Source organism: Salarchaeum japonicum, from assembly GCF_020614395.1.
Taxonomy (GTDB): Archaea; Halobacteriota; Halobacteria; order Halobacteriales; family Halobacteriaceae; genus Salarchaeum; species Salarchaeum japonicum.
Genome location: NZ_CP085324.1, coordinates 2,149,770 through 2,169,156, shown reverse-complemented (window position 1 = coordinate 2,169,156; position 19,387 = coordinate 2,149,770). Strand labels below are relative to the sequence as shown.

The 19,387-nt window shown below is 64.6% G+C and carries 20 protein-coding genes, 3 tRNA genes and 3 rRNA genes; 14 read left to right on the top strand and 12 right to left on the bottom strand.

The window, feature by feature from the left end; genetic code table 11:
- Positions 1 to 102 precede the first annotated feature (102 nt).
- The 6 genes from LI334_RS12165 (at position 103) to LI334_RS12140 (ending at position 6,640) form a co-directional block, all read left to right on the top strand.
- Positions 103 to 417, top strand: a complete 315-nt coding sequence (locus LI334_RS12165) for a non-histone chromosomal MC1 family protein (protein WP_227261087.1) — start codon at positions 103 to 105, stop codon at positions 415 to 417.
- A 954-nt stretch (positions 418 to 1,371) separates the two neighbouring features.
- Positions 1,372 to 2,844: ribosomal RNA gene (locus LI334_RS12160) — 16S ribosomal RNA — on the top strand.
- Between the two features lie 108 nt (positions 2,845 to 2,952).
- Positions 2,953 to 3,024, top strand: a tRNA-Ala gene (locus tag LI334_RS12155).
- A 260-nt stretch (positions 3,025 to 3,284) separates the two neighbouring features.
- Positions 3,285 to 6,201 (top strand): 23S ribosomal RNA (locus LI334_RS12150).
- 115 nt (positions 6,202 to 6,316) lie between these two features.
- A 5S ribosomal RNA gene (rrf, locus tag LI334_RS12145) occupies positions 6,317 to 6,438 on the top strand.
- The 16S, 23S and 5S rRNA genes sit together here with 2 tRNA genes alongside, the layout of an rRNA operon.
- Positions 6,439 to 6,564: 126 nt before the next feature.
- Positions 6,565 to 6,640: transfer RNA gene (locus tag LI334_RS12140), tRNA-Cys, on the top strand.
- A gap of 167 nt (positions 6,641 to 6,807) precedes the next feature.
- Here the strand turns inward: LI334_RS12140 and LI334_RS12135 are convergent.
- The gene (locus LI334_RS12135) at positions 6,808 to 7,500 is read right to left on the bottom strand and encodes a plastocyanin/azurin family copper-binding protein (RefSeq protein WP_227261086.1); all 693 of its coding nucleotides are present in this window, start codon (positions 7,498 to 7,500) and stop codon (positions 6,808 to 6,810) included.
- Between the two features lie 191 nt (positions 7,501 to 7,691).
- Between LI334_RS12135 and LI334_RS12130 the strand changes: the two genes are divergently transcribed.
- The 4 genes from LI334_RS12130 to LI334_RS12115 are packed head-to-tail and all read left to right on the top strand — an operon-like array spanning position 7,692 to position 10,636.
- A complete protein-coding gene (locus LI334_RS12130; protein WP_227261085.1) occupies positions 7,692 to 8,273 on the top strand; it encodes a hypothetical protein in 582 nt (193 codons plus the stop codon).
- A complete protein-coding gene (locus LI334_RS12125) occupies positions 8,273 to 8,956 on the top strand; it encodes a QcrA and Rieske domain-containing protein (RefSeq protein WP_227261084.1) in 684 nt (227 codons plus the stop codon). The genes LI334_RS12130 and LI334_RS12125 overlap by 1 nt, the downstream gene beginning before the upstream one ends.
- A gap of 1 nt (position 8,957) precedes the next feature.
- The gene (locus LI334_RS12120; protein WP_227261083.1) at positions 8,958 to 10,463 is read left to right on the top strand and encodes a cytochrome b; all 1,506 of its coding nucleotides are present in this window, start codon (positions 8,958 to 8,960) and stop codon (positions 10,461 to 10,463) included.
- The gene (locus LI334_RS12115; RefSeq protein WP_227261082.1) at positions 10,463 to 10,636 is read left to right on the top strand and encodes a hypothetical protein; all 174 of its coding nucleotides are present in this window, start codon (positions 10,463 to 10,465) and stop codon (positions 10,634 to 10,636) included. Before LI334_RS12120 ends, LI334_RS12115 begins: the two co-directional genes overlap by 1 nt.
- On the opposite strand, the gene LI334_RS12110 is transcribed toward LI334_RS12115, so the two are convergent.
- From LI334_RS12110 to LI334_RS12085, 6 genes are all read right to left on the bottom strand, one after another.
- The gene (locus tag LI334_RS12110) at positions 10,617 to 10,871 is read right to left on the bottom strand and encodes a glutaredoxin family protein (RefSeq protein ID WP_227261081.1); all 255 of its coding nucleotides are present in this window, start codon (positions 10,869 to 10,871) and stop codon (positions 10,617 to 10,619) included. The two genes, LI334_RS12115 and LI334_RS12110, sit on opposite strands and share 20 nt — an antisense overlap.
- A 48-nt stretch (positions 10,872 to 10,919) precedes the next feature.
- Positions 10,920 to 11,132: a hypothetical protein gene (locus LI334_RS12105; RefSeq protein ID WP_227261080.1), complete on the bottom strand. Its 213-nt coding sequence runs from the start codon at positions 11,130 to 11,132 to the stop codon at positions 10,920 to 10,922.
- Between the two features lie 375 nt (positions 11,133 to 11,507).
- Positions 11,508 to 11,581 (bottom strand) — tRNA-Lys (locus LI334_RS12100).
- Between the two features lie 45 nt (positions 11,582 to 11,626).
- The gene (locus tag LI334_RS12095) at positions 11,627 to 12,292 is read right to left on the bottom strand and encodes a DUF7119 family protein (protein WP_227261079.1); all 666 of its coding nucleotides are present in this window, start codon (positions 12,290 to 12,292) and stop codon (positions 11,627 to 11,629) included.
- A gap of 42 nt (positions 12,293 to 12,334) precedes the next feature.
- Entirely contained in the window at positions 12,335 to 13,588 is a 1,254-nt protein-coding gene (locus LI334_RS12090; RefSeq protein ID WP_227261078.1) for an MBL fold metallo-hydrolase, read from the bottom strand.
- A 38-nt stretch (positions 13,589 to 13,626) separates the two neighbouring features.
- Complete coding sequence (locus tag LI334_RS12085; RefSeq protein WP_227261077.1) at positions 13,627 to 13,896, bottom strand: hypothetical protein; 270 nt, start codon at positions 13,894 to 13,896, stop codon at positions 13,627 to 13,629.
- 84 nt (positions 13,897 to 13,980) lie between these two features.
- Here LI334_RS12085 and LI334_RS12080 point away from each other — a divergent pair, with 84 nt between their 5' ends.
- Together LI334_RS12080 and LI334_RS12075 are read left to right on the top strand one after the other, a co-directional pair.
- Positions 13,981 to 14,376 carry a 30S ribosomal protein S6e gene (locus LI334_RS12080; protein ID WP_227261076.1) on the top strand — a complete coding sequence of 132 codons (396 nt, stop codon included), beginning with the start codon at positions 13,981 to 13,983 and terminating at the stop codon, positions 14,374 to 14,376.
- Between the two features lie 40 nt (positions 14,377 to 14,416).
- A complete protein-coding gene (locus tag LI334_RS12075; RefSeq protein ID WP_227261075.1) occupies positions 14,417 to 14,845 on the top strand; it encodes a DUF5807 family protein in 429 nt (142 codons plus the stop codon).
- Here LI334_RS12075 and LI334_RS12070 read toward each other — a convergent pair.
- From LI334_RS12070 to LI334_RS12060, 3 genes are read right to left on the bottom strand one after another with little or no spacing between them, the layout of a single operon-like run.
- Positions 14,842 to 15,933 (bottom strand): DHH family phosphoesterase, encoded by a 1,092-nt coding sequence (locus tag LI334_RS12070; RefSeq protein WP_227261074.1) that lies wholly within the window; start codon positions 15,931 to 15,933, stop codon positions 14,842 to 14,844. The two genes, LI334_RS12075 and LI334_RS12070, sit on opposite strands and share 4 nt — an antisense overlap.
- Positions 15,934 to 15,969: 36 nt before the next feature.
- The gene (locus tag LI334_RS12065) at positions 15,970 to 16,407 is read right to left on the bottom strand and encodes a universal stress protein (RefSeq protein WP_227261073.1); all 438 of its coding nucleotides are present in this window, start codon (positions 16,405 to 16,407) and stop codon (positions 15,970 to 15,972) included.
- A gap of 46 nt (positions 16,408 to 16,453) precedes the next feature.
- The gene (locus LI334_RS12060) at positions 16,454 to 17,239 is read right to left on the bottom strand and encodes a sugar phosphate isomerase/epimerase family protein (RefSeq protein WP_227261072.1); all 786 of its coding nucleotides are present in this window, start codon (positions 17,237 to 17,239) and stop codon (positions 16,454 to 16,456) included.
- Positions 17,240 to 17,320: 81 nt separating this feature from the next.
- Here LI334_RS12060 and LI334_RS12055 point away from each other — a divergent pair, with 81 nt between their 5' ends.
- Entirely contained in the window at positions 17,321 to 17,761 is a 441-nt protein-coding gene (locus tag LI334_RS12055; RefSeq protein ID WP_227261071.1) for a universal stress protein, read from the top strand.
- On the opposite strand, the gene LI334_RS12050 is transcribed toward LI334_RS12055, so the two are convergent.
- Both LI334_RS12050 and LI334_RS12045 read right to left on the bottom strand, forming a co-directional pair.
- A complete protein-coding gene (locus LI334_RS12050; RefSeq protein ID WP_227261070.1) occupies positions 17,758 to 18,276 on the bottom strand; it encodes a GNAT family N-acetyltransferase in 519 nt (172 codons plus the stop codon). The two genes, LI334_RS12055 and LI334_RS12050, sit on opposite strands and share 4 nt — an antisense overlap.
- Entirely contained in the window at positions 18,273 to 18,641 is a 369-nt protein-coding gene (locus tag LI334_RS12045) for a universal stress protein (RefSeq protein WP_227261069.1), read from the bottom strand. Before LI334_RS12045 ends, LI334_RS12050 begins: the two co-directional genes overlap by 4 nt.
- Positions 18,642 to 18,720: 79 nt before the next feature.
- On the opposite strand from LI334_RS12045, the gene LI334_RS12040 reads away from it, so the two are divergent.
- Positions 18,721 to 19,368 (top strand): DUF5806 family protein, encoded by a 648-nt coding sequence (locus LI334_RS12040; RefSeq protein ID WP_227261068.1) that lies wholly within the window; start codon positions 18,721 to 18,723, stop codon positions 19,366 to 19,368.
- Positions 19,369 to 19,387 lie beyond the last annotated feature (19 nt).

The following is a 19,387-nucleotide window of genomic DNA, read 5'->3' as shown; positions in this document are numbered from 1 at the left end:
CCGCTCTTCCGCGCGGTTCCTCCCGGGAACCCCGCCGTATCCGGTTGAATTTGCCGATATATTTATGAGAGGGCCTGTGCTTGGTTGGCATGGTGCAAAACCATGGCACGTGAGGACGGTAAACGGAACTTCGCGCTCCGCGACGTCGACGGTAACGAGACCAGTGTCTTCAGCGGAAACACGCCCCGACAGGCCGCGCTCAAGGCGGCCCGACGGCTCGAAGACGTCGCCGACGGTGAACAGAACGCAGAACGCCACGACATCCGGCTCCGCGAGAAGGGCTCGGACAAGGTACACATCTACGAAGCCTGGGCGTGGGAGGAAGACGCGCCCGACGACTCGCCCGACTGGATGCCCGGCCGCATCACCAAGGCGAACGTCTCGAAGCAGGGCATCGAACACGTCGACGACATCTAGCTTCCCTACGTACTCGCGCGTGCGAGCTCGGGGCGGGTAGCTCCGCGTCGCGGAACCCGCGCCGTTAACACCGTCCGCCGTGTACGCATGTACGCGCGGGAAACACCCGACCCGACCGAACGGACGACCGAGGGATGACCCGTCGGCCTCCGCCCGCGCCACAGTTCTCTCGACCCGACTTCCCACAGCCGCGTCTACAATTCGTGCGACGGCTCACCGTGTCGCCGTCTCCCGAACAGGGTGGTGGTTCGACGGCGTTAAGTGTGACCCGGCACTCGGATTGAATGCGAACGACGTGACGTGGCCCGGTCGCCCGGAGCCACCGACGCACGCCCGTCCAACCTGTTCGGCTTCGAATCCAAGTCGTCTTCGACGAACTTGATTCAACACCCTTAAGTGGCACTCGGACTTTCGTACGAATGCGAACGACGAGGTGGCGTAGTACTCCTACGCTACTGACGCACGCATTCGACGTTCCGGGTCGGTATGCAATCTACCTCTCGCGAGGTGGGAACGATGCCCTTAAGTGGTTATCTCCCTTCGGAATGAATGTGAACGACGAGGTGGCGTAGTACTCCTACGTCACTGATGTTCTACGTTCAACGAGGGGTGGCCTCGATTCGCCTTCGGCGAATCTGATTCAATGGCCTTAAGTGATACCCGGACGTTGGATGGAATGCGAACGTCGCGTGGAAGCGCCCCTCGCTTCCACGGCTCGGATCTGTGGAGTTCCGATGGGTTTAATACCCGAAACTCCCTATGTTCAGATCCGAAGGAAATGAGGATCCTACCCCTGCGGTCCGCCGTACAGATGGGATCTGATGTTAGCCCTGATGGATTGGTGATATCCGATTGGCCTCATTAGAGCCAATCATTTGCAATGGAAGCACCATGTACTTGGTGCTCCCGCCAAGCTGGAGGCTTGACCTCCAGCAGCTGGGTTTATCCCAGCACATTCCGGTTGATCCTGCCGGAGGTCATTGCTATCGGAGTTCGATTTAGCCATGCTAGTTGTGCGAGTTCATACTCGCGGCAGATAGCTCAGTAACACGTGGCCAAGCTACCCTGTGGAGAGGAATAATCTCGGGAAACTGAGGCTAACTCCTCATAAGACTCCTCTTCTGGAAGGAGTGGAGTTGGAAACGCTCCGGCGCCACAGGATGCGGCTGCGGTCGATTAGGTAGACGGTGGGGTAACGGCCCACCGTGCCTATAATCGGTACGGGTTGTGAGAGCAAGAGCCCGGAGACGGAATCTGAGACAAGATTCCGGGCCCTACGGGGCGCAGCAGGCGCGAAACCTTTACACTGCACGACAGTGCGATAAGGGAACTCCGAGTGCGAGGGCATAGAGCCCTCGCTTTTGTGAACCGTAAGGTGGTTCACGAATAAGGGCTGGGCAAGACCGGTGCCAGCCGCCGCGGTAATACCGGCAGCCCAAGTGATGACCGATATTATTGGGCCTAAAGCGTCCGTAGCTGGCCGCGCAAGTCCGTTGGGAAATCTGCTCGCTTAACGAGCAGGCGTCCAGCGGAAACTGTGTGGCTTGGGACCGGAAGACCTGAGGGGTACGTCCGGGGTAGGAGTGAAATCCTGTAATCCTGGACGGACCACCGGTGGCGAAAGCGCCTCAGGAGGACGGATCCGACAGTGAGGGACGAAAGCTAGGGTCTCGAACCGGATTAGATACCCGGGTAGTCCTAGCTGTAAACGATGCCCGCTAGGTGTGGCGCAGGCTACGAGCCTGCGCTGTGCCGTAGGGAAGCCGAGAAGCGGGCCGCCTGGGAAGTACGTCTGCAAGGATGAAACTTAAAGGAATTGGCGGGGGAGCACTACAACCGGAGGAGCCTGCGGTTTAATTGGACTCAACGCCGGACATCTCACCAGAACCGACAGCAGTAATGACGGTCAGGTTGATGACCTTACCCGAGGCTGCTGAGAGGAGGTGCATGGCCGCCGTCAGCTCGTACCGTGAGGCGTCCTGTTAAGTCAGGCAACGAGCGAGACCCGCATCCTTAATTGCCAGCAGCACGCCTGTCGTGGCTGGGTACATTAGGGAGACTGCCGTGGCTAACACGGAGGAAGGAACGGGCAACGGTAGGTCAGTATGCCCCGAATGTTCTGGGCAACACGCGGGCTACAATGGTCGAGACAATGGGATGCGACACCGAAAGGTGAAGCTAATCTCCTAAACTCGATCGTAGTTCGGATTGAGGACTGAAACTCGTCCTCATGAAGCTGGATTCGGTAGTAATCGCGTGTCAGCAGCGCGCGGTGAATACGTCCCTGCTCCTTGCACACACCGCCCGTCAAAGCACCCGAGTGAGGTCCGGATGAGGCCACCATGCGGTGGTCGAATCTGGGCTTCGCAAGGGGGCTTAAGTCGTAACAAGGTAGCCGTAGGGGAATCTGCGGCTGGATCACCTCCAACGATCGAGACCAGAGCGTTGCTCTGGCTCACCTTTGGCGATTGGCTCTCTTGAGCCCAATCGGACACCTACAATCCATCAGGGCTAACGAACCTCCAGTTCGGAGGTGGGCCCATAGCTCAGTGGTAGAGTGCCTCCTTTGCAAGGAGGATGCCCTGGGTTCGAATCCCAGTGGGTCCATTACTCTCGACTCGGTCGTGAACCGTGTCCCTTAAGTGGAACACGGCGCAACGATGAGTTGAGTTCGACTGATGCACCAGCCGGCGAGAGCGTGGCTGGGAAGGGTCGATGTACGCTCCCGTGTCACCCACGGGACGTGCGATGAAGACCGTGTGTACGTGCAATCCAGGCGTCCACTGGACTCGTTCATCATTCGTGATGAGCGAAATCCAAATCCTCACCATTTCTATGGTGAGTCTCTCACCACTCTGTGGTGAGTATCAACGTGGCTACTGTGCCACTTGGTGGATGGCTCGGCTCGGAAGCCGAAGAAGGACGTGCCAAGCTGCGATAAGCCTGAGGGAGCCGCACGGAGGCTAAGAACTCAGGATTTCCTAATGGGAATCCCTTCACAATTGCTTTGCGCAATGGGGAACGTCGGGAATTGAAACATCTTAGTACCGACAGGAAGAGAAACCGAACGGGACGCCGTTAGTAACCGCGAGTGAAAGCGGCACAGTCCAAACCGAAGCCCTCACGGGCAATGTGGTGTTCGGACTGACTCTCATCGCCCGAAAGTCTGTCTGAAGTCTCCTGAAACGGAGCGCGATACAGGGTGACAGCCCCGTAATACAGTCGAGTACGGCGTGCGTCAGTTCCAGAGTAGCGGGGATCGGAAATTCCTCGTGACTATGGCCGGCATCGACGGCCAAGACTAAGTACTCTCCGAGACCGATAGTGAACAAGTAGCGTGAGCGAACGCTGAAAAGCACCCTCAAACGGGGGGTGAAATAGGGCCTGAAATCAAGTGGCGATGGAGCGACGGGGCATAAAAGGCCTCTTCACGAACGACCCGACCGCAAGGTCGCAGTAGGACTGAAGAGGAGCCGATGTTCCGTCGTACGTTTTGAAAAACGAGCCAGGGAGTGTGTTTGTTTGGCGAGTCTAACTGGAGTATCCAGGAAGGCATAGGGAAACCGATACGGCCGCAGTCTTACGACCAGGGCCACCGTCTTCAAGGGCGGGGAGTCAAACGGACACGACCCGAAACCGGACGATCTATGCGAGTGCAAGGTGAAGCATGGCGAAAGCCATGTGGAGGCCTGTTAGGGTTGGTGTCTTACAATACCCTCCCGTGACATTCGTATAGGGGTGAAAGGCCCATCGAGTTCGGCAACAGCTGGTTCCAACCGAAACATGTCGAAGCATGACCTCTGCTGAGGTAGTTCGTGGGGTAGAGCGACCGATTGGGGAGTCCAACTCCGAGAGGAGTTGGCCCCCCTGTCAAACTCCGAACCTACGAACGCCGCTGACGCAGGGAATCCGGTGTGCGGGGTAAGCCTGTGCACCGTGAGGGAGACAACCCAGAGCTTGGTTAAGGTCCCAAAGTACGAACTAAGTGCGATTGAAGGTTGTTCCAAGCCCTAGACAGCCGGGAGGTGAGCTTAGAAGCAGCTACCCTCTAAGAAAAGCGTAACAGCTTACCGGCCGAGGTTTGGAGCGCCCAAAATGATCGGGGCTCAAGTTCGTCACCGAGACCTAGCAGCACGAGTAACATCGTGATCTTGTAGGTTGGCACTCTGTTCGGGCGGAAGCACGGTCGAGAGATCGTGTGGACCGAATAGGGAAGAAAATCCTGGCCATAGTAGCAGCGTTAGTCGGGTAAGAATCCCGACGACCGAAAGAGCAAGGGTTCCTCGACAATGTTCATCAGTCGAGGGTTAGCCGGTCCTAAGTCCCGTCGTAATTCGAGCGGGACAAAAGGGAAACAGGTTAATATTCCTGTGCTATCATACACCCAAAGCTGACGCCTCAGGAAACATCGAGCCGGGCTATCGCCCGGTCGAATCAAGGAAGCCCGTGGAAGCCGTAATGGCACGAAGCGAGCGAAGCTTGAGATAGGCAAACTCGATGGTACCTGGGGCCCATGAAAAAGCGAGTATGATATCCGTACCGAGATCCGACACAGGTGCTCTGGCGGCGAAAGCCAAGGTCTGTCGGGGACAACCGACGTCAGGGAATTCGGCAAATTGGTCCCGTAAGTTCGCGATAAGGGATGCCTGCCCCGGAATGGGGCAGGTCTCAGTAACCCGGAGGCTCCGACTGTCTAATAACAACATAGGTGACCGCAAATCCGCAAGGACTCGTACGGTCACTGAATCCTGCCCAGTGCAGGTATCTGAACACCCAGTACAATGGGACGAAGGACCTGTTAACGGCGGGGGTAACTATGACCCTCTTAAGGTAGCGTAGTACCTTGCCGCTTCAGTAGCGGCTTGCATGAATGGATCAACGAGAGCCTCACTGTCCCGACGTTGGGCCCGGTGAACTGTACGTTCCAGTGCGGAGTCTGGAGACCCCCAAGGGGAAGCGAAGACCCTATAGAGCTTTACTGCAGGCTGTCGCTGGGACACGGTCGCTGATGTGCAGCATAGGTAGGAGGCGTTACACAGGTACCCGCGCTAGCGGGCCACCGAGCCATCAGTGAAATACTACCCGTCAGTGACTGTGACCCTCACTCCGGGAGGAGGACACCGGTAGCCGGGCAGTTTGACTGGGGCGGTACGCGCTCGAAAAGATATCGAGCGCGCCCTAAGTTCATCTCATCCGAGTCGGAGACTCGGAGAAGAGCGCAAGAGCATAAGATGAGCTGACAGTGTCCTACACAACGAGGGACGCTGACGCGAAAGCGTGGTCTAGCGATCTTATGAGCCCGCCCGATGCGGGCCATAAGCGACAGAAAAGCTACCTTAGGGATAACAGAGTCGTCACTCGCAAGAGCACATATCGACCGAGTGGCTTGCTACCTCGATGTCGGTTCCCTCCATCCTGCCCGTGCAGAAGCGGGCAAGGGTGAGGTTGTTCGCCTATTAAAGGAGGTCGTGAGCTGGGTTTAGACCGTCGTGAGACAGGTCGGCTGCTATCTATTGGGGGTGTTCGGTGTCTGACGAGAACGTTCGTATAGTACGAGAGGAACTACGAACGGCTGCCACTGGTGTACCGGTTGTCCGAGAGGGCATGTGCCGGGCAGCTACGCAGCACGGGGTAAGAGCTGAAAGCATCTAAGCTCGAAACCCACTTGGAAAAGAGACACCGCTGAGATCACTCGTAGAAGACGAGTTCGATAGACTCGGGATGTACGCGCCGAGGCAACGAGGCGTTCAGTCCGCGAGCACTAACAGATCGAAGCCACACATTCGTACGCTCGACACGATGTTGAGCGAGTCCAGGCGCAATTTGGATTGCACGTATTACACGGTCAGTTTGACCACCGACGTTTGGCGTACCACGGTTCGATTCCGTGGGTCGGCGTTAAGGCGGCCATAGCGGCGGGGCGACTCCCGTACCCATCCCGAACACGGAAGATAAGCCCGCCTGCGTTCCGGTCAGTACTGGAGTGCGCGAGCCTCTGGGAAATCCGGTTCGCCGCCTACCATTCATACTTAGCCTCGAACAGCAGTCGTGCTGTTCGGGGCTTTTTGCATTTATGTCGGGGAGCGGTTGCGCTGTGCGGTGGCGTTCCGCAATCCCTAAATCGGCTGGCGGTTAAGCGAGAGGTGTGCCAAGGTGGCAGAGTCCGGCCTAACGCAGCGGCCTGCAGAGCCGCCCATCGCCGGTTCAAATCCGGCCCTTGGCTTTCTACTGTCCTCGTCGTTCGGTAGCCGGTGGTTCGACGAGAGCCGTCGAGCTGTCGTGTCTTGCTGTGTCGTCGAGTGGCAACGCCGTGGTTCCGGAGGGTAGTTTCGCGGGCGTGAACCCGGGGTTGCGTGTGTCGGAGTGGGGTCGCGAGAAGGAGTGGAGTGGTTATTCGAGTCCGGTCTGGGTGTCGTCGGAGTTCTTGTAGCGGCCGGAGAGGACGTCGTACTCGCTGAGCATGTAGGCGTTCCCGAGGCCGAAGAGTGCGAGTGCGCCGACGGCGAGTCCGGGGAGGGAGCCCGCGCCGGTGTTGGGGATGAAGGGGTAGGAGAGGGCTTGTTCTTCGACGATGGTTTCGGAGTCGGGGACGACGCCGGAGCCGACGCTGTCGGGGATGGAGCCTTCGGTGGCGGGGCCGCCGGGTTCGCCGACGACGAGGCGGGCGACCATGCCGAGCGTCTTGTGGGGGATGCAGTAGTAGTCGTAGGTGCCTTCGGTTTCGAAGGTGTGCGTGTAGGTCGCGCCGTCCTCAGTGAGGGTGCCGCTGTTGAAGCTCGCGGCTCCTTCGGGGACGCGGCGGACGGACGCGCTGGGGTTGTCCGTGGTGTAGGAGGTTGCGCTGTGGTCGCCGGACGCGTTCACCCACTGGACGGTGTCGCCGGGTTCGATGTGGAGGCCGACGGGGTCGAAGTAGTATTCGCTACTCTCCGTGTACATGTTGACGACGTACGGGTCGTCCTCGGTGCCGCTTCCTTGCCGGGGGTCGCTGCCTTCGCCGTCTTCTTGGGCGGTGGCCGTGGTGCTGGTGAGCGCGACTGCGCTCGTCCCGGCCGCGCCCGCGAGGAATTCCCTCCTGTTCATGGTTAGTGTGTCCGTGTGGACGGTTCTAGTTGGGGTTGGGACGGCGAGCGTTGAAGTGGTTTCGGTTGGGCGGCCGTCTCGCCTTCGTCGTAACCGAAACAACGATGTATGTCTCTCCCAATTTCCCCACTAGAAGTCCAACTATCGACTGTCGTCCGGTTCCGGGCGGCGTCATGGACACGAAGCTTGATATGAGACGGGAAACCGCTGTCATCGTACTGCTCATCAGCGCCGTACTGGTGCCGATGTGGTTCGTCGCTCTGGCGAGCGGCGGCCACGCGGGGGGCGAGGAGATCGCTCTCCAGCCGGCGCCGAACAGTTCGCTGAACCCGACCGGGTACTTCATCGACGCGCCGACGGAGATTAACGTCAACGTCGCGGGTGTCGTGACCTGGCTGGGTCTGTTCGGACTGTTCGGGGTGCTCTTCGCGAGCATTCGGTTCGCGCACCGCGTGGGGCGTTCGGGTGAGCCGATCGAACCGACCGATGGAACAGACCTCGACCTCCCCGATTACTTGGAGTCCGAGTACCGGAGCGTCGTCGCGTACTGGCCCGCGAAGGCGAACCTGACCGGCGTGTGGCTCGTCGGCGGGTTCACGTTCGCGACCGTCGTGTTCGCGGCGTTGTTCGCGGGCGAAGTGTTCGGCGCGGCCCGCCACCAGTTCCTCGGGTTCTACGGGGCGTTGTTGTGCGTGAGCCTCGCGGAGACGGTGTTGCTCTACTACACGTACTTCATCCCGAGTATCGACGTTGCGGAGGAACGCGACCACTAATGTCCACGAACGACGACACCACGACGGCGGAGGCGGAACAGGAACCGGAGCCAGAGGGAGAACCCGAGCAGATTCCCGAGCGGGATACGCTCGTGGAGACTCGTCGGAACGCGGCGAAGCTCTTCGCGGGTATCGCGGGGTCGGCTGCTATCGGGTCGTTCGCGGTGAACGGCCTCGTTGGTGTCGATTCCGCGGCCGTGAAGGACACGACGACGCTGACGTACGAGACGATGTACGTGAGCGGCACCCACCTGGTCGACCAGGAGGGGAACCGCGTCGGCCTGGATGCGATTCCGGCCGGGAGCGGGGAGATGATGACTGTGTTCCCAGAGGCCGAGGGCGGCGGCGCGCTCACGGCCGCGGGACAGACCGCGACCCTCCTCATCCGTTTCGAGCAGGATCAGTACGCGGAGCCGACGAATCTCGACGGCGTCGTCGAGGGGTACGCGGCGTACTCGAAGGTGTGCACGCACGCGGGCTGTCAGGTCAGTCAGCGCGACGGCCAAGACCTCCTGTGTCCGTGCCACCAGAGCGTGTTCGACCCCCTGAACGGCTGTGAGGTCGTCGGTGGGCCGGCGCCGCGCCCGCTCCCCCAGCTCCCAATCGGCGTGACGGAGGAGGGCGACCTCTTGATGGCGACCGGGCACTTCGAAGCGCCCATCGGGGCGGGAGGCGGAGAGTGATATGAGTACGGAAACAGAGCAGCAGCCCGCGGAGGGGACGGCGTCTGAGGACGAGAACCCGAGCCGTGTCTACCGCTGGCTCGACGACCGTCTCGACCTCGGGGATACGTTCCTCGGGAAGGCGTTCCCGGAGGACGCGTACGGCTCGTTCCTCCTCGGTGAGGTGAGTCTGTTCACGTTCGTCATCCTCGTTCTGACGGGGACGTTCCTCGGTCTGATTTACACGCCGAGCACCACGGCCGTGGAGTACACGGGTCGTGTCGCGGCGTACGCGGGCACGGAGGTGCCGGCGGCGTTCGCGTCCGTCCTCCAGATAACGTACGGTACGCGGTTCGGGATGACGCTCCGGATGGTGCACCACTGGGCGGCGTTCCTGTTCGTCGCCGCGATGGGCCTCCACATGCTCCGCGTGTTCTTCGCGGGCTCCTACCGGAACCCCCGCGAGCTGAACTGGCTCGTCGGCACCGCCCTCATCTTCCTCGGTATCCTTGAGGGCTTCCTCGGGTACGCGCTCCCGTTCGACGAGTACAGCGCGACCGCGACCGGTATCGGGTACGAGATAGCGGGGACGATTCCGTTCATCGGCGAGCAGCTCCAGTACCTCGTGTTCGGCGGTGCGTGGCCGGCGGCCTCGGAGACGGTTATTCCGCGGTTGTTCTTCATGCACGTGTTCCTCGTGCCGCTCGTCATCGGCGGCCTCATCGCCGTCCACATGTTCCTGCTGGTGCGCCAGAAGCACACGGAACAGAAGGGCGAGCGCCACGAGTCCGACGGCGGCCCTGACTCCGACGACCAGAGTTACGTCGTCGGCACGCCGCTGTTCCCGAACCAGGCGATGGTGACCATCGTCGTGTTCCTGATGACGTTCGCGGTGTTGTTCCTGCTGGCGGCGTTCTTCCCCGTTCAGCGCCTCCCCATCTGGGGGCCGAGCGACCCGACGAGCACGCCGGCGAACGTCGGGCCGGACTGGTACTTCATGTGGGTGTTTGGCGTGCTGAAAATCATCCCGGCCATCCCGTTCCACGACGCGATTTCGAGCGCGCTCGGCGGTATCCCGGTCGGTGAGTTCGTCGCGGGCGTCATCGTCCCCGGTATCATCGCGACGGTGCTCGCGCTCTGGCCGTTCATCGACTACTCGAAGAACGAAGTCCACTTCACGGCCGACCCGCTCGACCGGCCGTTCCCGACCGCCGTCGGCGTGGGAGCTATCGCGCTCATCGTGATGCTCTCCATGGCCGGCATGAACGCGACCGTCGCGACGGTCGTCAGCGGTATCGTGCACTGGGCGGCACCGATTCCGGTGCTCGGCGGCCTGTTCACGTTCGTGTTCACGCAGCCGCCCGTGACGACGGCGGAGGTCACGCTCCCCCTCCAGGTCGCGACCGTCGCCGTGCCGCTCGTCGAGGGCGTCCTCGTCTACGTGATGCTCGCTCGGCGCAAGAAACGGAAGGGCATCGAGGATTCGAGCGAGGCGGCCGCCGCGCGCGCCGCCAGCCAGGACGACTGATGGTGTCCCTGGCCCCTCGGGCGTACCGCGCGCTCGATGTGGGGTCGAAACTCCTCGGATTACTCCTCCTCACCGCCGCGCTCGGCGGTGCGGCCGGCGCGTACGCGATTCCCGCCGCGCTCCTCGGTCTCGTTCTCGGTCTCCTGACCGTGTTTATCGACGTGGACGACTGAGTCGTTCTTCGAGTTCGTCAGCGTCCACGCGGAACTTGAACGCCGGGTCGCCGTCCACGAACACGTACGGCACGCGCTCGCCGTACGCCGCCCGCAACTCGGGGTCGTCGTCCACGTCCACCTCCTCGATAGCAACGTCCACCCGCACGCGTTCCCGGACGGACTCGATGGTCTCGATGGCGTCCTCGCAGAGGTGGCAGTCCGCCCGCGAGTACACCGTCACCCGAACCGACATACCGACACGTACGCGCTCGCGTCCGTTATCCCTTCCTAAAACAGAGAGTTACGCCGTTGAGTGCACGAAGTACGCCAACCCCGCGCCGATGACGATAGCCGACACCGCACCCACTATCTGTCCGACCGTCACCACCGCACTGTTCGCGTACTGCCACGGCATCCCGACGAGCGTCCCCACGCCCATCAGCGCGACCAGCACGCCGACAACCACACCGAGAACGTCGAGTTCGTCCTCGAAAACGCCGATATCCAGGTTCATACCCGCCACCTCGAACTCGACACCAAAAGCACTACCGGAACAACCTCCCGCACACGCCGGTCTCTCGCGGGCGTTGTTCAAAGAGGAGCGGGCCGGGCGCGATTTGAATATGCATCTGGCGACCGAGTGGCTCGCAGAGCCCGGTAGGTCGCCGGTTCACTCGCGCGAAGCGCGAGGCCGACGACTGAGCGGAACGAAGTGGAGCGAAGGAGGAGTGCTTTTGGTCCAGATTTTGCCGAGCGAGCCGAAGGCTCGCGCAGCGCAAAAGGTGGAGCGGGCCGGGCGCGATTTGAACACTCACTCACAACGCGTCGCGTTGTTCGCTGCGTCCAAATCGCTGGCCGCGTTGCTCCGCACCGTTAGTCGTCGCAAAAGCGGGCCGGGCGCGATTTGAACACGCGACCGTCTGGTTAAAAGCCAGACGCTCTGCCAAACTGAGCTACCGGCCCTCATTCCCATCTGGGTGCTGGCGTGGTTAAACGTTTACCATCCGGTTACTCGTCGAGGTAGGCGTCGAGGGCGTCCGCGACGATGTCGCCGGGGTCTGTGTCGGTCATGGCGGCGCGGCGGCGGAGGTCGCGGTAGGCGTTCGCGGGGAGGGTGAGGGTGAGTTCGCCGGGAGTGACGCCGTGGTCGCGGAGGGCGTCCCCGAGGGCGCGGCCGTCGTTCACGTCGCTCGCGACCTGCCGCACCTGGCGGACGGTGAGGTCGTTGTCGAGGACGGCCCACGCGAGCCGGTAGCGGGCGTCGCCGCCGACGCGCGCGATGTGTTTCGCGGCGGTCGGCGGGATGTGGCCGACGGCGACGTGCCGGCGAACCGGCTGGGGGAGGTCGTGGACGCGCGCCCACTTCCGGATGAACGGGACGGTCACGTCGTCGCCGGCGCGTTCGGCGGCGGCCTTGTAGGACTGTTCGGCGCGGACGAGCGCGGCGCACGCGGCGGCCCCGCGGAGCATCGCGAGGTGGTCGTCCCCGAGGTCGCCGGTGGCGAACGCGCGCACGGTGTCCGCGGCGGCGGCGACGCGCTCGGGGTCGTCGGGGTCGAAGGAGACCGCGTTCGCGGCGTGGTCGCCGACGACGCGTTCGTCACCGCGAATGACGGGTTCCCCCACGGGGGATTCGCGGTCCGTCGGCGGGAGGTCGTCCGGCGTCTCGGTCATACCCGGTGTAGCCGCCGTCCGTACAAACGTCTGTTCGTCGCGTCAGACCCTGACGGGCTCGCCGCGCTCGGGCGCACGGGTGTCCCAGCCGTCCTCGCGGAGTTCGGCCGCGAACGCCGGACAGCGGTCGCCGTGGTTCACGAGCACCGCGGCGTCCCGATAGGAATCGAGGAATCCGCGGATGCCGTCGCGGTCGGCGTGCGCCGAGAAGTCGTACTGGTCGATGCGCGCGCTCACCCGCATCCGCCGGCCGTCGAGTTCCGTCTGGCCGGTGTCGAGCAACTCCCGGCCGGGCGTTCCCTCGACCTGGTGGCCGGTGAACGCGACGAGGTTCCGGGGGTGGCCGGCGATTTCGGGGACGTACGTCATCGCGGGGCCGCCCGAGAGCATCCCGGACGTGGTGACGACGACCGTGTTCTGGTCGGCGATGCGTTTCTTCTGTCCCTGCCGTCCGGTGACGAACCGCGCGTGTCCCTTCGCTCGCCGGAGCGCGTCCGCGTCCCGGAGGAACGCGGGGTGTTGGAGGACGCTCCGCGTCACGTCCTTCCCCATCCCGTCCACGTAGCAGTCGATGTCGTACGCGTCGCACACCATGAGCACCTCCTGGGTGCGGCCGATGGCGAACGCGGGCACGACGACCGTGCCGCCCTCCCAGACGGTGTTCGCGACCCGTTCCGCGAACCGCTCCTCGACCGCGCCCCGGGGGTCGTGGTGTACGTCGCTGTACGTGCTCTCGACGATGACGGCGTCCGCGTCCGGGCGCGCCCGCGACCCCGCGACGAGTCGCTGACCGCCCACGCCGTCCGCGTCCGGGTCGTCCACGTGGAAATCGCCCGTGTAGAGCAGGCGCGTCTCCCCGTCGTCGACGAGGACGTGCGCGCTCCCGGGGATGTGGCCGGCGTCGTAGAACGTCACCTCGTACCCCGCCGCCTCGAACGACTCGCCGTAGCCGTGCGTCACTGATACCTCGCTCATCCGGTGGACGTCCGTCTCCGTGAACGGGCACGCGAGCGTGCCGCCGTGCAGTTTCAGGGTGTCCCTGGCGAGCGTGTTCGCGAGGTCTCGCGTCGGCGGCGTCCAGTGAATCGGCGGCCGCGCGTCCCCGGAGAGGAGACTCGGGAGCGCGCCGACGTGGTCGAGGTGGCCGTGCGAGGCGACGACCGCGTCCGGGTCGGCGTCCAACGGGAACTGCGGCGGGTTCCCGGTGCGCATCCCGTAGTCGAGCAGGAGGCTGTCGTCCACGAGAATCGCGCTCCGCCCGACCTCGCGCGCGCCACCGAGAAACCGTATCTCCATCACGCCAGTCTATCCGCCCCGGCGGTTTGGGTTCGTCGCTACTCCCGCCACCGCCGCACCTGGAACTCGCCGAACCCCCCGTAGGCGAGGTCGAGGCTTCCCATCCACCAGTTCCACCGGCTCGCGACCAACTCCTCTGGGGCGTCCCGGAGGTGTTCGAGGAGTTCCGCCGCGGTGAGTTCGCGGCCCGTCGCGTCCTCGTACCGGCCGCTGTCCGCGAGGTCGCCGGCGGCGCGCGCGACCGCGCGGCGTTCGGCGTCGCTCCCCGCGAACTCCGAGAGCGCACCCCGCACGCGGTCACGGTTCACGCTCCGGGATTCGCCTCGCGCGGCCTTCAACGCTCGGGACGCGTATTCGACGGGTTTTAGGGCACTCTCCCTCTCCTATCGGGTATGGCTACGTTCGATGTCGTGGTGGCCGACCCCGAGGCGGGTGAGAGCCACCAGTTCGAAGTTGACGGACAGGACGCCAATCGATTCCTCGGTCGGGAACTCGGCGACGAAGTGGACGGCGACGCCGTGGGACTGACCGGCTACACGGTCGAACTGACTGGCGGCAGCGACGCCGCCGGCCGTCCGATGCGCCCCGACGTCCGCGGGAGCGGGCTCGCCGACCTCCTGCTCGGCGGCGGCCCCGGGTTCAACCCCAGCCGCGACGGCGAACGCAAGCGCGTGAGCGTTCGCGGCCGCGAGGTCTCCGAGGAGACCGCCCAGCTCAACGTCAAAATCACCGAGTACGGCGAGGAATCCGTCGCCTCCCTGCTCGGCGAGGACGAAGACGCCGAGTAGAGTCGCCGCGCTTTTTCGCGTACGCCACGAACCACCAGCGATGAGTACGTACGAGGAGTTCCTCGACGGCGAGCACCCCGAACACGTCGCCGTCTACCTCACCGAGGGGATGGTGGGCGACCTCGGGCCGCTCGAACAGTACGGCGAACGCACCGACGACGGCATCGTCCTCGTCGTCCCCGGCGACCAGGGCCGTAGCGTCTTCAAGCAGGTGACAGGGATGGAGGCGATGCAGTTCAGCCAGCAGGCGATGGGGACGAACGGCGACATCGCGGACTCGCTCGCGGGCGGCGACTGCCCGAGCAAGCACCCCGACGAACCGGCGAGCGACCACGAGACGGAGTTCGTGTTCGCGTTCTTCGAGGAGCAAAACGAGGAAGTCGGCGGTCTGTACGCGGAGGGCGACGTGATGCACGCGTACGCGTACTGCGAGTGCGGCACCGCGTACTCCGACCGCTGGGTCGTCTAGCGCTCGGTGTCCGCGCCCTCCTCGTCGTCGGGGAGGGAGGCGAACGCGTCCAGGATTTTCTGTTTCGCGACCGCGCCCTGCGTCGTCCAGTGGTGGGCGTAGTCCATCATGTCGTCGTAGATGTGGGGTTTACAGCCCGCGGCGCGCGGGTGGCCGCCGCCCTGCACTTGGCGCGCGACCTCGTGACACCGCTCGAAGTCCTCGCTCCCGCGGATGCTCGCGCTCCCCGAGGGTTTCACGACGACGGCGGCGTCCGCGCCCTGCTCGCGGAGTTCGTCCGCGACCTCGTTCTGCGAACACCGCCCGTAGGTCACGCCCACGGTCACGCCGTTCACCGATTTCATCTCGGCGCGACTCACCGCGCGCTCGATGAGGTCGTTCTTCTCGACGCGGCGCTCCGCGAGGTACTCCTGGGCCGACTCGGGGAGGTCGGGGCCGTGTTCCTGCACGGTGTCGGCGTACTCCTCGTCGTCCACCCAGTGCGAGTAGTCCGCGAGGTCGTCCGAGCGCGGGTCTTCTTTCAGCCAGAGGTCGTGGTCGCGCGTCACCGCCGCGAGTTCGATGAGGTGGCGGGGGATGTCCTCTTCGATGCTGCGGACGGCCACGTCCGCCGTGCACTCCTCGTCGGACTCGCCGACGACCAGGTCGACGCCGGCGTCGCGGACGCCGCGTTTCGCGCTGTCCGTCCACTGGTGGTGGTCGAACCACCGCACGGACGCCGCGTGCTCGGTGAGGAGGCCGAGTTCGACCTCCACGTCCGCGTAGTCGTCCGGGCAGAGGTCGCAGATGAACACGCGCGCGCCCGCTTCGCCGTACTCGGCGGCGCGCCGGATGCCGTCCGCGAGCTCGTGCGGGCCGGTCGGGATGAGCGCGCCCTCGCCGTACACTTCGCGGATGATGGCGGCGCACGCGAGGCCGTCGGCGTCCGGGTCGGTGACCACGATGACGCCGGCGTCCTGCGCGCGCGCCTCGATTTCGCGGTCTTCGCGCTCGTCTTCGATGCCGTCCGGGACGAAAAATCCCGTCCCCGGGAGGAGGGATTTGCGCTCCAGGGAGAGGTTCTCGTCGTCGATAACCCAGTCCTTCATACACGGGAGAGAACACCTCGGGTGAAAAGGACGCCGCTATGCGGACTCGTCGCTCGCCATCTGCCGCACCGTCAACACGGGCACGGGACACGTCCGCACGACTCGTTCCGCGACGGATCCGACGAGAAAGCGGTTCTCGCCGTGGCGGCCGCGGGTGCCCGTCGCCACCACGTCCGCGTCCACCTCGCGGGCGTACGCCCGAATCTCGTTCGCGGGCCGGCCCTCCCGGACGGCCGTGGTCACCCCGGTGTTCGCGCGCTCGACGACGTGCCCGGTCGCCGTCTCCCCGCGCTCGGTCAGGGCGGCGCGGAGTTCCTCCCGGAGGTCGATGGGCGCGTTCTCCACCTCGCCGGCGTCCACGACGTAGAGCGCGTGCACGTCCGCGTCGAAGCGCTCCGCGAGGTCCAAGGCGACCGCGACGGCGCGCTCGACGCTCTCCGAGCCGTCCGTCGCGATGACGACCGTCCCTATCATACTCGCGTCTTCTACACCCCGGGACATAAATGATGGCGCGACCCCCTCACTCGTAGGCGTCCACGTGCTTCTTCCCGACCGCGATGGTGTCGAGGTCGCTCGTCCCGATTTCGAGCGTCGCCGTCCCCGCCCACTCGGTCTCCCGGAGCGCGTCGAACACGGGGTCGAAGTCGAGACGCCCCATCCCGACGGGGAGGTGTTCGTCGGCGTCGCCCCGCGTGTCCACGAGGTGGAGGTGGTGGACGCGCTCGCCGTGCGCGCGCAGGAACGCCCCCATCTCGTCGGCGCTCACGCCGGCGAGATGGGCGTGGCTCGTGTCGAACGTCATCGACGCCTCGGGGTAGCGTTCGAGGAGTTCGGGGAACGTCGTGGCGTCGTAGTAACTGGAGACGATGTTTTCGAGGCAGGGGTCGAGGCCGCGTTCGCGCGCCGCGGGGACGAGCGCGTCGAGGCTGTCGTGCACGAACTCCCGGGTCTCCTCGTCGCTCCAGCCGAGCCGCCAGGCGTCCGAGGACGGGTGGAAGACGACTTTCTCCGCGCCGAGTTCGACCGCGGTGTCCATGCCCGCGACGAGTTCCTCGACGACGCCCTCGCGGACGGGCGCGAACGGCGACCCGGGGTCGGGGTTGAACGGCAAGTGCACCACGACGCCGACGCCGTGGTCGTCGAGCGCGTCCGCCATCTCCCCAGTCCGGGGTTCGACGCGCTGGCGGGCGTACGGGCCGTCGAGGAGGAGTTCCACGAAGTCGAACCCCTCGTCGGCCGCCCAGCGAACCGTGGGGGCGAACGACATCTCCAGGCCGAGCGTGAAGCCGAGGTCGAGCGAGCGCATGGACTCCGATGGTTCGCACCCGGCGGCTTAGCGCTTGCGGAGCGCGGAGTCTTTTTACCGTCCCGGGACGCACGTCCGCGTATGCCCCTCGACGTGGACACCGTGCTCGTTCCCGTGGACGGCGGCGCGGAGTCCGTCAACGCCGCCGAGTACGCGGTCGCCATCGCCGAGAAGTACGACGCCACCCTCCACGCGCTCTTCGTCGCCGGCGAACAGGTGTCGCGCCGCGTGGAGTCCGGCGAGGTGTCGGAGGACGCCGTCGCAGACCAGTCCGAGGCGTTCGCGGACGACCTCCGCGCGGTCGCGGACGACCGCGTCCCCCTCGACGTATCCATCGCGCTCGGGTTCTCCACCACGCGGAAGATGACGCACCCGGGGAGCGTCATCCTCGACGCCGCCGACGACCTGGACGCGGACTTCCTCGTCGTCCCCCGCGAGACCGGCGACGACAGCTCCGCGGTTCTCGAAAAAGCGGCCGAGTACGTCCTTCTCTACGCGAGCCAGCCCGTTCTCTCGGTTTAGACGCGGATGGCCATTTCGAGTTCGAAGCTCTCCGTGTCCACGGTCTCGAACCCGACCTTCTCGTAGAGCGCGACCGCCGCGCGGTTCCAGCGCTCGACGGTGAGCCACACGCGCTCGACGCCCTGTTCGGCCCCGTGCCCGAGGAGGTTCCGGAGGAGGCGGGTGCCGATGCCCGCGCCCTGGTAGTCCTGGTGGACGAAGATGGCGAGTTCGTACCCGCCCGTGCCGTCCGGGACGAGCGTGGCGTGCCCGACCGCGCGGTCGTCGTGCCACGCGACGACGTTGTAGCCGTCCGCGGTGAGGGTGTCCAGCCAGTCCCGCACGCGGTCCTCGCCGACGGGCGGCACGCCCTGCGCGCGGTCTTCCTGCGAGAAGTCCACGTACATCTCCACGAGCGCGTCCGTGTCCTCGTCGAACGCCCGCACCTCGATGTCGCGGTCGTCGCCGTCCACGAACGACGACGGCGGGGACGGGAACGGCCCGGACGCCGTGTCGGGATATTCGTCGACGGTCATCGGACGAGGGTGACTGAGACGTGCGCGTTCAGGAGTACGAACTCGGCGATGTGGCCGAGTCGGAGTTTCCCCATCGGACTGCGCTCACCGCCGCCGAGCGCTATCTGGTCGAAGTCCTCCGACTCCGCGATGGTCACGAGCTGACTGCCGGGGTCGCCGGAGACGTGCCGGACGGTCGCGTCGATGTCGTACTCGTCGAGCACGCGCGCGACGGCGTCCTCGATTTCGTCAGGCGTCCGGTCGCTCTCCGGGTTCTCCACGATGGCGACCGTGAGGTCGTCGCCGGCCTCCCGCGCGCGCTCCGCGGTCTTCGAGAGCGCGTCGAGGGAGTCCTCGCTGCCGCCGATTCCGAGCAAGACCTTCATGTCCGAGTCGTCGCCCTCTCCCGAGTAAAGCGTTGTCCTCCCCGACACCCTTTTGCGGCCGTACTCGCTATCCGGGAGTATGACTGAGGACGCCGAACCCGCCGGGGAGCGCGCCGCTCGGGCGGACGCGCAAGACGACGAACCGGAATCAGACGCCACGCCCGGCGTCCCCGAGGACACCGGGAGCGAGGACGCGGACGACGTGCCCGAGGACGTGGTCTCCTACGACCGCTTCACGAAGATGGACGGCGCGCAGTACGAGCGCGTGAACGAGTTCCTCCGCGACCGCACCTACATCACGGCCCGCGAGTGGGCGATTGCGCGGCTCTGCGCGGACTTCCGGACGGAGACGGGCGTGGAGATGACGAAGATCGGGGAGAACCTCCCGGAGCTCGTGCCGTTCATGACGGACACGTACACGCCGCAGGCGGTGAATCAGGCGCGTGCGGCGTTCGAGGACAAGGTTCGAACCGCGGGCGCGACCTTCCTCTACGGCGCGATGAGCGACTTCTTCACCGCGGACGAACTGGACGACGTGATGTACGAAGCCACGGAGGTCGCGAAGTTCCTGCTGGAAGTCGAGGGTGTCGACCTCGCCGTCGAAGACGAACTCGACGCCGAGGAACGCATCTCCAGCGTCATGCGGGAGGTCCGGGAGGCGAGCGACGAACTCCGCCACGGCGAGGAGTGCCCGCACTGCGGCGGCGACCTCACCACCGCGGACTAATCTCCCACAACCGTTTTTT

Excerpts from the sequence above, each read along its gene's own strand:
- LI334_RS12060 (WP_227261072.1), bottom strand. The coding sequence starts at position 17,239 with ATGCGCTCGCTCGACCTCGGCTTCACGCTCGGCCTGGAGATGTCGTTC.
- LI334_RS12110 (WP_227261081.1), bottom strand. The coding sequence starts at position 10,871 with ATGTCGGTTCGGGTGACGGTGTACTCGCGGGCGGACTGCCACCTCTGC.
- LI334_RS12135 (WP_227261086.1), bottom strand. The coding sequence starts at position 7,500 with ATGAACAGGAGGGAATTCCTCGCGGGCGCGGCCGGGACGAGCGCAGTC.
- LI334_RS12115 (WP_227261082.1), top strand. The coding sequence starts at position 10,463 with ATGGTGTCCCTGGCCCCTCGGGCGTACCGCGCGCTCGATGTGGGGTCG.
- LI334_RS12050 (WP_227261070.1), bottom strand. The coding sequence starts at position 18,276 with ATGACCGTCGACGAATATCCCGACACGGCGTCCGGGCCGTTCCCGTCC.
- LI334_RS12095 (WP_227261079.1), bottom strand. The coding sequence starts at position 12,292 with ATGACCGAGACGCCGGACGACCTCCCGCCGACGGACCGCGAATCCCCC.
- LI334_RS12070 (WP_227261074.1), bottom strand. The coding sequence starts at position 15,933 with ATGAAGGACTGGGTTATCGACGACGAGAACCTCTCCCTGGAGCGCAAA.
- LI334_RS12075 (WP_227261075.1), top strand. The coding sequence starts at position 14,417 with ATGAGTACGTACGAGGAGTTCCTCGACGGCGAGCACCCCGAACACGTC.
- LI334_RS12055 (WP_227261071.1), top strand. The coding sequence starts at position 17,321 with ATGCCCCTCGACGTGGACACCGTGCTCGTTCCCGTGGACGGCGGCGCG.
- LI334_RS12065 (WP_227261073.1), bottom strand. The coding sequence starts at position 16,407 with ATGATAGGGACGGTCGTCATCGCGACGGACGGCTCGGAGAGCGTCGAG.
- LI334_RS12040 (WP_227261068.1), top strand. The coding sequence starts at position 18,721 with ATGACTGAGGACGCCGAACCCGCCGGGGAGCGCGCCGCTCGGGCGGAC.
- LI334_RS12090 (WP_227261078.1), bottom strand. The coding sequence starts at position 13,588 with ATGGAGATACGGTTTCTCGGTGGCGCGCGCGAGGTCGGGCGGAGCGCG.
- LI334_RS12045 (WP_227261069.1), bottom strand. The coding sequence starts at position 18,641 with ATGAAGGTCTTGCTCGGAATCGGCGGCAGCGAGGACTCCCTCGACGCG.
- LI334_RS12080 (WP_227261076.1), top strand. The coding sequence starts at position 13,981 with ATGGCTACGTTCGATGTCGTGGTGGCCGACCCCGAGGCGGGTGAGAGC.
- LI334_RS12165 (WP_227261087.1), top strand. The coding sequence starts at position 103 with ATGGCACGTGAGGACGGTAAACGGAACTTCGCGCTCCGCGACGTCGAC.
- LI334_RS12105 (WP_227261080.1), bottom strand. The coding sequence starts at position 11,132 with ATGAACCTGGATATCGGCGTTTTCGAGGACGAACTCGACGTTCTCGGT.
- LI334_RS12125 (WP_227261084.1), top strand. The coding sequence starts at position 8,273 with ATGTCCACGAACGACGACACCACGACGGCGGAGGCGGAACAGGAACCG.
- LI334_RS12120 (WP_227261083.1), top strand. The coding sequence starts at position 8,958 with ATGAGTACGGAAACAGAGCAGCAGCCCGCGGAGGGGACGGCGTCTGAG.
- LI334_RS12130 (WP_227261085.1), top strand. The coding sequence starts at position 7,692 with ATGAGACGGGAAACCGCTGTCATCGTACTGCTCATCAGCGCCGTACTG.